At 69.7% G+C, this 14,878-nt stretch carries 12 protein-coding genes, 1 tRNA gene and 1 pseudogene; 5 read left to right on the top strand and 9 right to left on the bottom strand.

Going from position 1 to position 14,878, the window contains the following annotated elements:
- Positions 1-32: 32 nt before the first annotated feature.
- The 5 genes from FRADC12_RS12125 to FRADC12_RS12105 all read right to left on the bottom strand — a co-directional run bounded on the left by FRADC12_RS12125 (position 33) and on the right by FRADC12_RS12105 (position 4,834).
- Positions 33-545, bottom strand: a complete 513-nt coding sequence (locus FRADC12_RS12125; RefSeq protein WP_157489135.1) for a lasso peptide biosynthesis B2 protein — start codon at positions 543-545, stop codon at positions 33-35.
- Positions 546-643: 98 nt separating this feature from the next.
- Positions 644-1,057, bottom strand: coding sequence for a lasso peptide biosynthesis PqqD family chaperone (locus tag FRADC12_RS29630; RefSeq protein ID WP_084010613.1), 414 nt, complete (start codon positions 1,055-1,057; stop codon positions 644-646).
- Positions 1,051-3,015 carry an asparagine synthase-related protein gene (locus tag FRADC12_RS12115; RefSeq protein WP_045876723.1) on the bottom strand — a complete coding sequence of 655 codons (1,965 nt, stop codon included), beginning with the start codon at positions 3,013-3,015 and terminating at the stop codon, positions 1,051-1,053. Before FRADC12_RS12115 ends, FRADC12_RS29630 begins: the two co-directional genes overlap by 7 nt.
- Before the next feature lie 155 nt (positions 3,016-3,170).
- A complete protein-coding gene (locus FRADC12_RS31205; RefSeq protein WP_045876722.1) occupies positions 3,171-3,368 on the bottom strand; it encodes a lasso RiPP family leader peptide-containing protein in 198 nt (65 codons plus the stop codon).
- A gap of 650 nt (positions 3,369-4,018) precedes the next feature.
- Positions 4,019-4,834, bottom strand: a complete 816-nt coding sequence (locus FRADC12_RS12105; protein WP_052710867.1) for an AfsR/SARP family transcriptional regulator — start codon at positions 4,832-4,834, stop codon at positions 4,019-4,021.
- A 265-nt stretch (positions 4,835-5,099) separates the two neighbouring features.
- Between FRADC12_RS12105 and FRADC12_RS12100 the strand changes: the two genes are divergently transcribed.
- The gene (locus tag FRADC12_RS12100) at positions 5,100-5,999 is read left to right on the top strand and encodes a class II glutamine amidotransferase (protein WP_045876720.1); all 900 of its coding nucleotides are present in this window, start codon (positions 5,100-5,102) and stop codon (positions 5,997-5,999) included.
- 161 nt (positions 6,000-6,160) lie between these two features.
- Positions 6,161-6,247, top strand: a tRNA-Ser gene (locus FRADC12_RS12095).
- Between the two features lie 52 nt (positions 6,248-6,299).
- Here the strand turns inward: FRADC12_RS12095 and FRADC12_RS12090 are convergent.
- Positions 6,300-7,811, bottom strand: a complete 1,512-nt coding sequence (locus FRADC12_RS12090) for a site-specific integrase (RefSeq protein ID WP_045876719.1) — start codon at positions 7,809-7,811, stop codon at positions 6,300-6,302.
- 944 nt (positions 7,812-8,755) lie between these two features.
- Between FRADC12_RS12090 and FRADC12_RS12085 the strand changes: the two genes are divergently transcribed.
- Together FRADC12_RS12085 and FRADC12_RS12080 are read left to right on the top strand one after the other, a co-directional pair.
- Positions 8,756-9,163 (top strand): hypothetical protein, encoded by a 408-nt coding sequence (locus tag FRADC12_RS12085; RefSeq protein ID WP_045879475.1) that lies wholly within the window; start codon positions 8,756-8,758, stop codon positions 9,161-9,163.
- Complete coding sequence (locus FRADC12_RS12080; RefSeq protein WP_045876718.1) at positions 9,160-9,537, top strand: helix-turn-helix domain-containing protein; 378 nt, start codon at positions 9,160-9,162, stop codon at positions 9,535-9,537. Before FRADC12_RS12085 ends, FRADC12_RS12080 begins: the two co-directional genes overlap by 4 nt.
- 445 nt (positions 9,538-9,982) lie before the next feature.
- Here the strand turns inward: FRADC12_RS12080 and rpoD are convergent, their stop codons facing one another.
- From rpoD to FRADC12_RS29620, 3 genes and pseudogenes are all read right to left on the bottom strand, one after another.
- Positions 9,983-12,154 (bottom strand): RNA polymerase sigma factor RpoD, encoded by a 2,172-nt coding sequence (rpoD, locus tag FRADC12_RS34025; RefSeq protein ID WP_283215123.1) that lies wholly within the window; start codon positions 12,152-12,154, stop codon positions 9,983-9,985.
- Positions 12,155-14,011, bottom strand: a complete 1,857-nt coding sequence (locus FRADC12_RS12070) for a vWA-MoxR associated conflict system protein (protein ID WP_157488823.1) — start codon at positions 14,009-14,011, stop codon at positions 12,155-12,157.
- Positions 14,012-14,164: 153 nt separating this feature from the next.
- Positions 14,165-14,387 (bottom strand): annotated as a pseudogene (locus tag FRADC12_RS29620) (ISAzo13 family transposase); the annotation flags it as partial.
- 41 nt (positions 14,388-14,428) lie between these two features.
- Here FRADC12_RS29620 and FRADC12_RS12060 point away from each other — a divergent pair.
- A complete protein-coding gene (locus tag FRADC12_RS12060) occupies positions 14,429-14,794 on the top strand; it encodes a hypothetical protein (RefSeq protein ID WP_045876715.1) in 366 nt (121 codons plus the stop codon).
- Positions 14,795-14,878: the final 84 nt, after the last annotated feature.

Raw genomic sequence — 14,878 nt, 5'->3', positions numbered from 1 at the left:
GCCCGGACGCGACCTCCCCCAACCCAACCCGGTCATTTGGCCACCGCCTCGGGACGCTCCGGCCGGGGCGGTCCGGCCGGCACGTCGACGCTTTGCCGGGCCTGCTCCGGCGGCTGCGGACCGGTTCGAGACCGCGGGGGCACCGTCATCAAGGGCCGGAAGTAGCCCGGCGGCTCCTCCTCGCCGACGAGCTGGCCCGCCGCCTCGACCCAGGCGTGCGCCGCGAACGGCGCGACCGTCCGCACGCCGACCCGCCAGGTCGGCCAGGTCCCGGACATCCGGCACAGCAGCGCCGTCGCGACCGACCGCGGCACACAGCCCCGGGAGCCGCGACAGACCAGGCTGACAGCGGTCACGTCGGCCCTGGCCACCTCCGCCTGGGCCCGGCTGGCTGGCTGGGCGCCGCGGCTGAGTGCCGCCATCGTGGCCTGGATCCTGGCTGGAGACTGGGTGGCCAGCGCCCGTGCGACCACGACCGCGAGGCTCGCCCGCAGCCGCCTGGCCAGCGGGGGCGCCGGGGTGCGCCGGCGCATCGACATCGGCATCGTCACCGTCGTCGACCTCCTTCAAATGTCCGCCGGACTCCGCGCGAACACGGGCCGGCGGGGATCCCGAGCACGGGGCGAGCTGGTGGGCGCGGTGTTCACCGATCGTTCGCCCGTGGGCGAGACGGCCGGCCGAGCACCGAGCGCAGGGCGTGTCGCGCGCGGGTGGCGGACCTGTGGTGGCCGCCTCTGGTCGCCGAGCCGGCCACGCCGGGCCGGGTCACCCCGGCGGGCGGCTCGATGCCCGATCCGCTGACCGAGCCGGTGACCAGGTCGGCGGCGCGCAGCTCGTCGACGAGCTTGTCGACGTCGGCCCGCGCCGTGGCCGGAGCGACGTCGTACTGGTCGAGCAGCGCGCGGGCCGCCTGGGGCGGGTCGCCGCCGTCGAGCAGGACCCGAAGGGCGAGGGAGGCTGTCGGGTTGAGCGTCCAGTAGCGACCTGAGCGCTCGTCCAGCAGCGCCGTCCCGTAGTCGGTGTCCGTCGAGACCACCGATCCGTTCAACGTCAACATGTCCTCTCCAGCTGCTCGGGCTCGGGACTGCCGGCGGCCGGGGCGGTCGCCGGGTGGGCGCTCTGGTGGGGCGGGCCGGGGGAGGGCCGGCCCGCGCCGGCACGCAGCCAGGACTCGGCGGCGGCGGTCTGCTGCAGCGCCAGGTAGTGCCGGTCAGGTGCCGCCGAATAGCGGCAGAGGCCGAGCAGCGTGTCCGTGTCGACCAGCCCGAGCTCCGCCAGCCGGGATCCGTCGAACAGCCCGCGCAGCGCGGTCTGGTGCGCGCGCAGGCCGGCCTCCTCCTCGGCCGAGCACTCCGCCTTCGTCTCGCGCCGCAGGCACGCGGCCGGCACCAGCCCGGCCATCGCGGACTTGAGCAGCGGCTTGTACTCCCAGGGTGTGGACCGCTCCTCGGGCCGGACGGCCAGCGCGGCCTCGATCACCCGGTCGTCGTAGAACGGCGCTTCCAGCGGAGGTCCCGTCGGCGCGGCCAGCTGTGCGAAGCCGCGGGCCACTGCCGCGCCGACCCGGATCGCGAACAGGTCGCCGTGCCGGTCGCGCGTCGGCCCGAGCGGCTCGGCGGTCGCGGACGCCTCCTCGATCGTCGCGCGCAGCAGCTCGCGGGCCTGGGACGTCAGCCAGACGCCGATCCGCGGCGGCATCGACCAGTCCAGCTCCGGGATCCGCTCCGACGGCCGCGGGAGACGCCAGCCGCGCACCGCCGGGTCGCCGGGCGGCGCGGCCAGGGCCGTCAGCCAGTCCCGGTAGGACCGCGGCCGCAGCGTTCGCAACGTCGCCGCGAGCGGCCAGCGGCCCTGGGCGCGCAGCGGCCTCAGCCTGCCCCAGGCGGCGATCGGATGGCCGAGAGCCAGGCCCGCCAGGTAGTTCGGCATGCTCTCCGCGACCTCGTCGCCACCGAGGCCGCACAGGTGCAGCCTCGGTTCGTGGCGGGCGGCCAGACGCAGCCCCGCGAGCAGCTTGGCCCGGTCGATCACTCCGATGAAGGGCCGGTCGAGGCGCTCCTCAACTCCGGCGATCCCCGCGTAGACGAGCGGGAGCTGGTCGCGCGAGAGCACCTCGAAGGCCCCGGCACCCAGTGCGGCCCGGGCCAGTGCGGCCCAGCGGGCGTCGTCGTCGGCGGGGTCGCGGCCCATGCCTGTATAGGGGACGAGCGCGGCCAGGCCGCCGGCGGCCAGAAAACAAAGGGCCGTCGAGTCGAGCCCACCGGAAAGGTCCGCGGTGATGGTCCCGCCCGCGGCCGTCCGAGCCGCGACCGCGGCGACCAGCGCGTGGCGCAGCGCGGCCGCCCCCTCGACGGCGTCGAGCGTCGGCTCAGGTGCCCGCCACCAGCGCCGGTGGCTGGTGGCGGCGCCGTGTCCCGGCTCGACGCAGAGCCATTGCTCCGGGGGCACGGCCGTGAGGCCCTGCCACAGCGGGCGGTCGTCGAGCGGGTGCGGCGCCACCGGGTCGACGAGGCAGAGGAGGACGGCGGCGACATCGATCCGGTCGAGGCCGGCGAGCGCGGCGACGACGTCCGCCCGGTCTCCGGCGATGACGCCGCCGTCGCCAGGAAGCGGGGCGTGGAAGACGCGGCGCAGGCCGGACGCGGTGCCCTGGACCCGCTGACGGCCCTCGATCTCGGCCGCCAGGTGGAAGCTGCCGGGCAGCTCGAGGGCGATCTGGTCGAGGGCGGTGACATCATCGGCGCGGGCCAGACGCCTGGCAAGCCGGTCGTGGTTGATCGCGGCGCAGCCGAGAAGGGCGAGCCGGGACCGGCCGGCGACCGTGTCGACGATCTCGTCACGCGCCCAGCGGCCGATCAGCCAGGGACGGCCCGACGGTCGCCGTAGTGCCGCGATTTCCGGATCCGAGGCTTGAATGCCGGTGGCCAGGGCGGTTCCCGCCGGAGTGTCCGGAAGGACGACGAACCAGGGTGCGGCCATGGCCAGCGGTGCTGGCGTGGTCAACGGATAGGTCATCTCGTCGTCAGCCGATCCTTTCCGGGCGGTTCCGGATTCCGGGCGGGTTCAGGCTCGCCGGAAATGCCAGCGGGCCGGCCGCGCGATTCTCGGCCGGCCCGCTCCCAGCGGCAGCTATACGCTCGCCGCTCGGCAGTTACCGAGGAGCTCCGGCATCACCAGCCGCCGCCACCACCGCCGGGCCCACCGCCCACGATGATGATGGCGCCGCCACCCCCACCGCCGCCGCCACCACCGTAGTAGCGCGGGAAGCTTCGCCAGAGCCAGTCACGGCCCCAGCCCCAACGGCCGTCGGTGACCTGGCTGAATGCCCCGGCGGCGTCGAGTGTCGGCGTCTCGTAACGAGCCTTCATTGGCGGATCCTCCATTCATCGGCTGCCGTCTGAGACGGCATTTCGTCGCTCAATGTGTTCCCATTCGCGGTGGGCCGCGAACGCCGGGGACAGGACTTTCTGTCGGCACTTCGCAATTACCCCTCTGTAAATCTGGCCTGGAGTGGATGGCGCGGCCCGAAGGCGGAAAAGTCTTGGGAAGGGCGAAAAGCCCAAGTCTTGGGAAGGGTGAAAAGTCTTGGGAAGGGCGACGGCGGCCGTCATACCTGACGAGCGCCACAGAGGACGGGGGATTCGTGGCCTCCCGGCTGGACGGCGGCGGCCGGCCGGGAGGCCGCACAGAAGGAGGCCGCCTGGCGGTTTCCCGACGCGGTGGGCGGCGCCCCATGCCGGAAGGGCGGACATCCGACCCCTGCGCCAGAACGCCGGCTCTACCGGCGGCGCCTTGGTCGTTGTCGGCGCGAGCGACGATGCTCGCCTGCGCCGCGAAGGCGCTTCGCCGTCCCTTCCCAGGCTCCTCCATGTTCCTCGTGGACACTCCGCGTCGGTCGCCGTGTCGGCGGCCTGGTAGGGACATGCCCGGGTCTGGTTCAGCGGCGGTTCATCACGCTGAGTGGCTCACGTCGCGGCATCAAGATCCCTGCCTGCGCTCTCCCGCGGTCCCGACCGGCTCACCTGTGCTGATCGCCGTTCAGGATGCGCTGGTGCTCCAACTGGAGGTCCTCGCCAGGCTCGATGCCCAGCCGTTCGGTCAGCATCCGGTACACCGTCTGGTAAGCGTTCAACGCCTCGGCGCGCCGGCCGTCCTGGCCGAGCGCCACCAGAAGCTGCGCCCACAGCCGTTCCCTGGTCGGATGCTCGATCGTCAGGGCGCGCAAGGTCGGCAGCACCCGGTTGTGCTGGCCCAGCCGCAGCCGGGCGTCGACGAGGTTCTCCCAGACCGCCCAACGCAGCTCCGCCAGCCGGGTGGTTTCCGCGACGGCGATTTCGGCCGGCAGGTCGTCGTACGGCTCGCCCCGCCACAGCGCGAGCGCGCGGTCGAGCAGCACGGTCGCCTCCGCCGGGCGCCCCGCGGCCAGCTCCTCCTCGCCCCCGCGCGCGCCCGCGTCGAACAGATCGACGTCGAACTCGTTCGGTGCCAGGCGGAGCAGGTACTCGCCGTCGCGGCTGAGGATTCGGCCCAGCGGGGACCCCGAGTCGGCGCCGCGGACGTCGGGATGTCCGTCCGAGGCGGGCGGCAGCACCCGCCGAAGCTCGGAGACGTAGGTCTTGATGTTGCCGAGCGCCGAGCGTGGCGGGTCGTCCTCCCACAGCGCGACGGCGATCTGCTCGGTGCTCACCCAGCCGCCCGCGTGCAGCAGGAGCAGCGCGAGCAGGCGGCGCTTCTTGCGCTGCCCGATGAACGCCGGCTCTCCGTTCGCCGCGCGCAGCTCCAACGGCCCCAGCGCCGCGAACCGGACCACAGCCGTACCCGGCTCCACATCCACGTCGACCTCCTTGCCCGGTCCAACCCGGATGAGACCTGGCTCTCGTCCCCGATTCCGCGGGGTCAAAGGCTTGCCGCCCGATCCGGGTAGCCCCCACGATCAGGAGATTGGGACCACCAGCCGACGGGCCTCACCCGGTCAGGGTGGCTGTGTAGGTCGAACCCGCATGGGGCACAACGACCGCCAGTCGCGCCGCGCAGCCGACGTCCGGGAAGGCAGACCCCGTCACCTCGGCTGATCGGGAGGCTGACGTCATGGAGGCTAGATGTGCCAGATGTTCGCGCTGACCAGCGGCTCGCAGCCCATAGAAGCAACGTTCTGGCTGCTCGACGCTCCTGACAGCGAACGCGCGCTCTCAGCCCGCACGCCAGACGGCGCGGGCCTTGCGACGTTCGGGGAGGACCGGGTGCCGCGGATCGTGAAGCAGCCGATCTCGAGCCGGGCTGGCGCTGACTTCGCCTACCAGCCGCGCACCGTCGTCTCGTCGACGTTCATCGCCCATGTGCGACATGCGTCCACCGGGAAGGTGAGTCTCGCGAACACCCACCCGTTCCAGCACGCCGGCCGGGTGTTCGCGCACAACGGCGTCATCGAGGAGCTGGATCGCCTGGACGACCACCTCGGCGAGCACCGTGCGCTCGTCCAGGGCGACACCGACTCGGAGCGCTACTTCGCCCTGATCAACCGGGAGATCGAAGCCCAGGGTGGCGACGTCGGTGCAGGCATCGTCGCCGCCGCGCGCTGGATCGCGGCCAACCTGCCGCTCTACTCGATCAACATGGTCCTGGCGACCGCCGACGAGCTGTGGGCGCTGCGCTACCCCGACACGAACCGGCTGTATGTGCTGAGCCGCGAGCCTGGCGGCCGGAACAACCGCCACCTCGACCACGCGAGCCCGTTCAGCGAGATCCGGGCCCGATCCCTCGACCTCGCCGACCGCCCGGCCGTCGCCGTGGAAAGCGAGCGGATGGACGAGGACCCGGCCTGGCGCCTCATGGTCTCCGGCGAGCTGGTGCACGTCGCGGCCGACCTGACCGTCACCTCCCGGGTCGTGATCTCCATCCCGCCCGCCCGTCAGCTCTCCCTCGACGACCTCAGCCCCGAGGCCGCGTTCTCCCAGGTCGTCAACGTCGCCCCCGCCGAGACGACACCGGCGTCTGCCTGACGTTCGGCGCTCCGTCCGAACTGTTCGCTGGTCGGCCGCGCGCCGCGGTGCGCTGGGCCGAGCGCACCGCGGCGACCAGCGTGAGGCCTCGGGGACGAACCGCCGCGGCGGCTGGGATACTGGTGACGACCAGCCACCGGCCCAGCCGGACGGCCGGTTCGGGAGGGCTCGCCTAGTGGCCGATGGCGGCAGTCTTGAAAACTGCTATGGGGGCAACCTCATCGTGGGTTCGAATCCCACGCCCTCCGCTCGTGACCTGCAGGTTTGCGTTTCGGCCAGGCCCGGTTTTGCCCCCGAAGATCATTGTGGGCGTGATGTGGGCGTGGCTCCCCGCGTGGAACGCGGCACGGCGTTCGCCACCGCGAGGGCGGCACGGCGGCCGGCCGGGCGCAGCAGGTGGGCGTACAGCGCCCCGGTGATCGCGGGCGAGGAGTGGCCGAGGCGCTTCGAGACGAGCGCCAGGTCGATGCCTTCTTGAAGCTGGATCGACGCCGAGGCGTGTCGGAGGTCGTGCAGCCGTCGGCGCGAGAGCAGGCCGCGGCCGAGCTCGGCGCCAACGGGAACCTCGACGGTGAGCGGATTGGCGAGCTCCAGTCGTGACCGGTTGCCCCGCAGCCGAGTCACCGCCGTCACGGTGACCGTCACTGCAGGCTCACGGTCGACGTAGAGGGTCCAGTCACCGATCGGGTCACGGTCGCGCTGGAGTGCGCCGACGACGACATGGTCAGCCTTGGCTGGTGAGGTAAGCCGGACGGTGGCGAGTAGTCCTGCTCGACGGGCGATCGCCTGCATCCGCTGGGAGACGTACCGCGGAGCCAGATGCCGTCCGTCCGGCCGGGTGAACATGAGTCCCGACAGCTTGACCGGCATGCCGTGCTGATCTGGGATCGTCCCGTTGTCCCACGACTCGCCGAGCTTTTGACGCTCGGCTTCCTGGTTCAGCTGGTGTGCCAGCAGGGACCCGAGCGTCATCGGATCGAGATCGATCTTCCGCTTGCCTGACCGTGTCTTCGGCGGCCAGACGCCGTACTGGTTGCCGAACTCGGTGATCTGCTGGGTGATCGTCAGAACCGACATCTCGGCGTCGAGTCCGGGCCAGGTGGAGCCGCACGCCTCGCCGCGACGCACGCCGTGCAACCCGATCAGCTCCCACATCGCGGCGAGTCGGTCCGTCGATGCCTCATCCAGGAACACGCCTACCTCGTGCGCTTCCCAGGGCTCCACCTCGGCCCGGCTGTACTCGGGCAGCTCGACGCCCTTCACCGGGTTGAACGGGATCAGGCGTCGGTCCACGGCGTCGTTCAGGGCGTTGCGCAGGGTGTCTCGGACGCGTTCGATCGTTGCCGGGCCGGTTGGTCGCGGCTTCCTGGAGCCGGCCGCCTCGATCTGGCGGAAAGCCTTGTCGATGTGATCCGCTCGCAGGCCCGACAGTGGCACCTTGCCGAGCCATGGCTTCAGATGGACCTCGATGTGGGTCTGGTACCCGCGTCGCACGGTGGGGCGAAGCCTGCGCTTCGACTCCAGCCACTGGTCGAGGTACTCGCCCACGGTCAGCGTGCCGACGTGCTGCTGGCCCGCGCGGACCCTCGCGATCTGGTCCTCGGCATCCTTCTCGGCGGCGTCCTTCGTGGCGAAGCCCGAGCCGCGCAGCTGAGTCCTGCCGACGAGGGGGACGAGTTCCTCGGGGACCTGCAGCCGCCAGGACCACTTGCCGTGGGGCTTCTTGCCCTTGAGCCTCGGACACTGCTTGCCGAGCTGCTTCTTGGTCTCGGGGTCGCGGCAGCCGCAACGCTTTTCGGTCTGGATTTCCATTAGAACGCTCCCGCTGTCTTCCCTAGTGGGGGCAGTCGCTGGCAGAGAACGGGGATGGGTGGGTGACCGGTTCGGGGCCCATCGGAGGGGCGAGTCGCGGAGGAGAGCGTCGCGTCCGGCGCCGCCGAGGCGGTCAGGTCAATCGTATGCGTCTAGCTGGCAACATTCTTGTTTCCAAGGACATCGCGTGGCGGGTGTTTCGTATCGCTGCGTGATGTCGCGTGTTCACATTCATGTGTCCCTGACGATGCCTTTTCTCGGCCATCGGTCGAAGCCGGGCGGCCTTGGATCGAACCTCGGTCATCACGCACACCGGCGGGATCTTCCTATGATCGGGCACGTGACCGGTATCCGAGCCTGGGGCAGGCGGTGCGCGCCTGGACAGCGCTACTGGCATCGCGTGCGTCATCGGCACCGACAGCGGGGCCGGCCGTGCGAGCCACAGCTGGACCGCGGTTCATATGGCGAACCGGCCGCGGGTGAGTCTATGGAGCCAGGCATCTAGATCATCGGCGGACACCGGATCGGCCCGGTGATAGGCCTAGTGACGGCCGGCCGGCGCCGCTTGTCCAACGTGCTCTTCTCGCGTCGCTCTCACCCTCGGACCGCGCGGGGTGCTTGGGTAGGACCGGGAGGGAACCAGCCGGGCCACCATGGACACGAACCATGAACTCGTCGGTTAAAGCGAAGGAAATAGGTGTCGCGCGGTGCCAAATGGTGTCGGCGAGTGTCCGATTTCCAGTTTTCCACGATTTTTCGGCGCGCGTCCTGCCCCCGGGTGTCCACGCCCACGTCACGCCCGCAATGATCTTGTCGCTCGGTGATCAGTTGGGCTGAGCCGCGTCGACATCGGTACGGCCTGAGTCCAGATCGACCGCATGTGGACAAGCCCTCGACCGGCGTATGCCTTGCATGGAATATCCCCTTGATGTAATGCTGTTGTGGTGGACATCGACTGGCCCGAGGACTTCGGGCGGTGGCTCGATCGCCTGGAGGACGAGGCGCGCGCTGGGGACGAACGTTCACGTCGGCTCCTGGCGTACACCGCTCGTGCCCTCGACCAGTTGCGCAACCTGACCGACCCTCCTGCCCGTGACCGTGAGACGGCGACCCTGCGCTGGGTGCGCCAGTCGCGTCGCTACCCCTTGTGGCGGGTTTCGCATGCCTATGACCCGCAGGTGGCGGTCCGGTTGATCTGCTGGTTTCCTCCGGGGGCCGGCACGGTCGTCGTGACGTTGTTCGCCGCTGACAAGGCCAAGTTGGGAGACGTTTTCTACGACGGGGTCGCTACCCGGGCTGATCCGATGATCGACCAGTGGAAGCGCGAGACATCCTTTGAGGAGAAGCCATGACCGAGGACGCCACGCAGCCGCCGTCGAAGTTCGTCCGTGGGAACGACCGCCTGGACCAGCTGTTGTCTGATCCGCAGCTCGCCGGTGACGTCGCCGAGGCGCACGCGGCGGCGGAGGAGATGGACCGGGTCTACGCCATGAACCTTGCGATGATCCGCAAGGCCGCGCAGATGACCCAGACCGAGGTCGCCAAGAAGCTCGGGGTCGGCCAGGCCGCCGTCTCCCGCCTCGAAAGCCGCGAGGACATGCTCCTCTCGACCCTGTACGACTACCTCACCGCTACGGGCGCCGACGCGGCCAGCATCGTCGTCACCGTCCACGGACGCCGCATCGAACTCGACCTTGCCAGCATCCGCGGCACCCACGCCGCCTGATCCGCGCAGCGCTCTGGCGATCTCATCGGTGCGAAGAGCCGTCTACGGGACGGGCCCCCGGCGGGATCGCCCGGGTGCGGGGGTGCATGGTGGGGACGCGGGCCAGGGCGCGGCCCGAATTCGGGCCGCGCCCCGGAGCGCGCGTCGTCGGCGGGCGGGCCACCCATGTCCCCGGGGACGTGGCGGGCGCGGGGTTTACGCCTCGGTCGGCACCGGTGTCCGGCCGGGGATGGGGCGCGTGGCTAGCCAGGCGACCGCGGGCCGGTCTGCTTCGCACCCCTAATCGGATGTCAAGAAGATTGACGAGATCGGTCGTCGCGGGTTCGCCAACCTGCGCTTGCCGTGCCGCGCGCTGGTGCGAGCGACAGAGCACGTGGCCCCTACACGACGCCTGGACTGCCGGTCTCACGCAGCGCACCCCCATCGCCAGGCCCCGTGCCGCCGCTTACTCGACGTAGTCGCGTAGCTTCTGGATTCGCGACGGGTGGCGCAGCTTCGAGAGCGTCTTCGACTCGATCTGGCGAATCCGCTCCCGCGTCACCCCGAACTCCCGACCAACCTCCTCCAACGTCCGCGGATGCCCATCCGTCAACCCGAACCGCAGCTGGATGACCTTCTTCTCCCGATCCGACAACGTGGGCAGCACCGAGTCCAACTGCTCCTGCAACAACAGGAAACTCGCCGCGTCCACCGGAACGACCGCGTCCGAGTCCTCGCTGAAATCTCCGTGGTGGGAGTCCTCCTCCTCACCGATCGGCGTCTCCAGCGAGACCGGCTCCTGGGCCACCTTCTGGATCTCCCGGACCTTGTCCGGAGTCAGGTCCATCTCCTTCGCGATCTCCTCCGGCGTCGGCTCACGACCCAGATTCTGGAGCAGCTGCCGCTGGATCCGGATCAGCTTGTTGATCGTCTCGACCATGTGGACCGGAATACGGATCGTCCGCGCCTGATCCGCGATCGCCCGCGTGATCGCCTGCCGAATCCACCACGTCGCATACGTCGAGAACTTGTAACCCCTGGTGTAGTCGAACTTCTCCACCGCCCGGATCAGACCCACGTTCCCCTCCTGGATCAGATCCAGGAACAACATCCCCCGACCGACATAACGACGGGCGATCGAGACGACCAGCCGCAGGTTCGCCTCGACGAGGCGACTCTTGGCGACCTCACCGTCACGCTCGACCCACACCAGCTCCCGGCGAAGGTCGCCCACCAGCCCGGCGGCGTCCGCGGCGAGCTTCTCGGCGGCGGACAGGCCGGCCTCGACCCGCTTGGCGAGGTCGACCTCCTCCTCCGCCGTCAGCAGCCGGACGCGGCCGATCTGCGAGAGGTACTCGCGGACGCTGTCGTCCGACATCCGGTCGACGGTCGAGGGAGTTGGGCCAGCTTCCGGCTCCGTGTCGGGCTCGTTGGCCTCCGCCTCGACGGCGGCGTCGAACTCGCCGTCAGCCTCTTCCTCGTCACCCCCCGCGGCCTGCGGGGCCGGCGCCGGCTCCGCGGCCGGCGGCTGCGGCAGCTTGTCCGCGTCAAGGTCTTCGGTCGCAACGAGGCGGCGTTCCGGGCGCTGGCCGAGCGCGACCCGTAGGACCCAGCCGTCCGCTGCAGACATTGATGCTGCGAGCACCTCGCGGACACCGGGTCTGAACCGCAGGATCGGCGGGCCGCCGACATTGTCGAGTTCCACGAGGTCGCTGACGATAACCTCAGCAAGGTCGCTGACCCGCGCCTCGGGAACCAGGTCACGGTGGACGCGGCGCAGCGTGGATAGCGGCACCTGATCCTGCCCCGAGATGAGCACGGACAGTCGTCGAGCTGCCCGGGAGGCCGTGAGACGGAAGGAGCCCACGAGAGTCTCCGCGTCTGCTTGATACGGCCGAACTCCGGTCGGAGGCCGGCCGACCCCACCGCCGCGGGGCAGCATGACTCCCGCGCAGGAAGCGTCATCAACGCCATTCATCACTGCGGCCCAGGCACGCAACTTCGCCGCTCCGAATCCGACGAGCGGCATTGGTACCCCGTCTTTGCCAACGCCGTCCGCGACGGGGACCAAGGCTCGGCCAGTCACGGTGTCGGCTCCCACAAGACGCACCATCCGCGCCGGCAGCGTGCTCCGCCGCCACAGCCGGGCCGGCAGAGGATTGAACAGTACACCCGAGCCCGTCTCGCCCAACTGCCTGAGCAGGTTCGACATCTCGGTATTGGACCACAGCGGTCCGATCCAGTCGGAGATCACCAGGGTGACGGATTGGGGCGTGCTCAGCTCCAGATCGACCGGGCCGGCCTGTCCGCCCGTAGGTACGGCCGCCAGCGGACGATTGTGCGCGGGGGACAGCCGCCAGTACTGGACGCTCCGAAACGCGCCGGATTGCTGACAGATCTCGATCAGTTCATCGACAATGTCGTCCCAGACGGCCATCGTCGGACCGGTGTCGACCAGGACATTCAGACGCTCCCAGAGCGTACGAACAGAACGAAAGGCGGACGCGAAGGCGTCGAGCTCCGCAGAATCTTCGACATGCGCCTCCTGTGCGTACCCGTTATGGCCGGCGCGCGACAACGGACCGCGTAACGTCTGGTCGACAGCGTCGTGATCTCCAGGATTTTCCGGGTGTGTCATTCAGGCACTCACGAGGCCGAGGCGGTACTTCTCGCAGAACGCGAGCCAGTCTGCGTTATTCCAGACGGCGCGCAGCTCGGAGAGCAGCGGCGGTCGCTTATCGGCTGGCGTCTGCCAACGACGCCGGTAAGCGTCGTTCAGTGCCTCGGGCAGGAGGAGCAGCACCTTGCTTACTAGCGCGTCGATCTCATGCCATGCAACGTACGTCTCGTCTGCCTCAGGCCATACGAGAATCGGGACGAACCTCAGTAGGAGATCTAGGACTTCGGGTTGGTTGTCGAGACAGAACCGCAGGCCGCAGGCCGCGCCGAGCGATCCCGTCTGCAGCCGCGCGAGCAGGTAGTCGAGGTCTGCCGCCTCTTCCTCACGCAGCCAGGAGACTGGACATGCACTGTCCAGAGAGATCATATCCTCGTTCTGCCGCATGACGGTCCATAGCGGGTCGTCGACGTCCGGGTCGGTCGGCGGGTGAAGAAGATCGTTCCACCGGGCTACCATGCGGTAGCGGACGCCGAGCCGCTGCGCAACGACAATCGTCTCGGGCTTCAGGGTCGCGAGCAGCCAGGCCGGTGCCGCCAGATCGATCTGGCCTACATAATCACCGACGACGCCACGGCTCCAGAGGACCGCGTCTCGGACGACCCGATCGAAACCGACCTGATCCTGCGTTGCGCAGGTGAATACCTCGGCACGAACGCGAGCCGGACGACGACGATCGGCCGACCATCCTTTGACTTCCTCCTCGGCCACGAGCCACGCGGACAAGGTTTCCGGCCAGTCGCCGGCCAGGGGGGCGTCCACGCTGAGGATCAACCTGTATTCCTGGCGCGTACGACGCTCACGCAGCGCGCGCACCAGCACGTTGAACGAAGGCTCACCAACCAGCTCGACCGCCCACGTCGTCAGGTCGACCTCTATGTCCACCCCGGCGTTCAGGCAGAGCGACAGCGCGAAAGTGACCAACGCGCGGTGATGGTCGGGCGCGTGGTCCGGCCGGAAGAGTACAGACTGGGTCACATAGTCAATGTCGTCGTGGGGCCCGGCCGGGTGTGCGGGCGCAGTATCGAGAGCGGGCAGGGCCTCAAAGAGCGCTCTGCTGTAATCCTCGTGATAAAGCGTTCGGCCGGCGAGGCAGCGACGGAGTAACACCGTGGCGGCGAGAGCATCCGCCAACGCGTCGATAGCGGCCAGGACCCACAATCTGGCGTCGCTCGATGGTAGTCGGGTGACCCGTGCTCGCAGCGTGGCCAACCCTGCCTCGTCGTGCCGCGAGGGCGGATCAACGGAGCGGGGGAGCGACGACAGTGCCTGCGTCAAGTGCGCTATCCCGATCGGGCCTAGGGCGGGCACCCGCAGCACAGGGCGGCCGAAAGACCAAGCCTGCCCGCCACCCAACGCGGACCTCGGAGACACCTCGATGCTTATGTCCTGGGTCTCCCCCGGCGCCGACAGGTCACCGACGACTTCGCCTGTCCAATCCGGAACAATGCCATACCGCCCCGCGAGAGCGAGGAGCCTGGGGTTGGCCGGGAAGTCCCGCAGGCCGGCGACGATCAGGTGGCGGCGCGGCGCCGCGATCTTGCCGTGTTCGAGAGTGACCAGTATTTCCGACCATGCGTCCGTCGCCGATGACCTAGGAACGAAGCCACTCACCTCATGCGGTGCGACACCCAAGCTCCGCAGCAACCGGTCCCCAGCCGACCCGCTCGAATACAGCGAGGCCAGCTCGTCTAGGAGCAACTCGCGGTCGTTGCTCGAGAGCTCGACATCATGGTCAGACTCGTCACTGAGTCCCAGACCACGCTTCGCAGCGCCGCTCGGCGTATCAGCCGGCCGGCTAACTGATCCGTCCCCCATGACACGAAGGATCTCAGATCACCGAACTGGCGCGCAATGCCGAAAGGGTCATGGCCTGGTCGAAGAACCGAGGTGCCGCGACCTCGGCGCGGCGCGCGCAACCACGTCGATGACCTGCCCCAGCCCGGTCGACAGCCCCAGGGAGCCGCCGATTCAAGTTCCCTTCTTGACGTTGCTGCGGTCGATCAGATCTGTCAAGTCCTGGCTGGTCGGAGCGGATCGGCGCGGGTCGGATGCGCTGGTTGAGGCCCTCGATGACGGGGGTCATCTCATGGATCGCGTCGCCGACGGCGCCGGCGGGTGCGCCGAGCAGCTGGGCGAGCGCCTTCATCTGGGTTTTCCACCGGCGGTGGATCACGGTGACGAGCAGGCGGTCGACACACCAGCGAGGGCGAGCGCCTTATCCGTGCAGTCGCGGTGAAGGCCCGCCAGGCCGCCGCTGCCGGCGCCGTGACGATCCCGCCTGGGGTGCTCGTGTACGGCCCGCCGCGCGGGGTCTCGGTGACCTCGGCCTGGGGAGTCACGCCCGAGGGCCAGCTTCACGGTGGAATGCGCGGGACGGACAGCCCCGTCGGGGCGCCCGCGCCGCGTCCCAGCGATTGGAAAGGCCGGGTCTGGGAGGTCAGCGAAAGCGGCTTCGACCCCGAGGGGAGGCGTTACAAGTTGGTGTGCGTCGGCCGTCGACACCGCTTCGAGAAGACCGTCACCCGTAACAATCTGGCCGCCGCATACAACCGGGCCGTCGCCGCGAACAGGCGCACGATCTCGCTGCTCGACCTGTAGACCGGCGTGTCGGCACCCCGCGCCGCGCAGCCGCCACCCGGTCCGGGGAAGCCAGTCGAGACCGGTGGACTGGCCGCGGCCGGG

Source organism: Pseudofrankia sp. DC12 (assembly GCF_000966285.1).
In the GTDB taxonomy this organism is placed as follows: Bacteria; Actinomycetota; Actinomycetes; order Frankiales; family Frankiaceae; genus Pseudofrankia.
The sequence above is the reverse complement of the archived record's forward strand: the minus strand, read 5'-3'. Positions and strand labels throughout refer to the sequence as shown.

Coding starts and splice junctions, on each gene's coding strand:
- FRADC12_RS12080 (WP_045876718.1), top strand. CDS start 9,160: ATGACCGAGGACGCCACGCAGCCGCCGTCGAAGTTCGTCCGTGGGAAC.
- FRADC12_RS12090 (WP_045876719.1), bottom strand. CDS start 7,811: ATGGAAATCCAGACCGAAAAGCGTTGCGGCTGCCGCGACCCCGAGACC.
- FRADC12_RS29630 (WP_084010613.1), bottom strand. CDS start 1,057: ATGTTGACGTTGAACGGATCGGTGGTCTCGACGGACACCGACTACGGG.
- FRADC12_RS12125 (WP_157489135.1), bottom strand. CDS start 545: ATGCCGATGTCGATGCGCCGGCGCACCCCGGCGCCCCCGCTGGCCAGG.
- FRADC12_RS12100 (WP_045876720.1), top strand. CDS start 5,100: ATGTGCCAGATGTTCGCGCTGACCAGCGGCTCGCAGCCCATAGAAGCA.
- FRADC12_RS12070 (WP_157488823.1), bottom strand. CDS start 14,011: ATGGGGGACGGATCAGTTAGCCGGCCGGCTGATACGCCGAGCGGCGCT.
- FRADC12_RS12115 (WP_045876723.1), bottom strand. CDS start 3,015: ATGACCTATCCGTTGACCACGCCAGCACCGCTGGCCATGGCCGCACCC.
- rpoD (WP_283215123.1), bottom strand. CDS start 12,154: ATGACACACCCGGAAAATCCTGGAGATCACGACGCTGTCGACCAGACG.
- FRADC12_RS31205 (WP_045876722.1), bottom strand. CDS start 3,368: ATGAAGGCTCGTTACGAGACGCCGACACTCGACGCCGCCGGGGCATTC.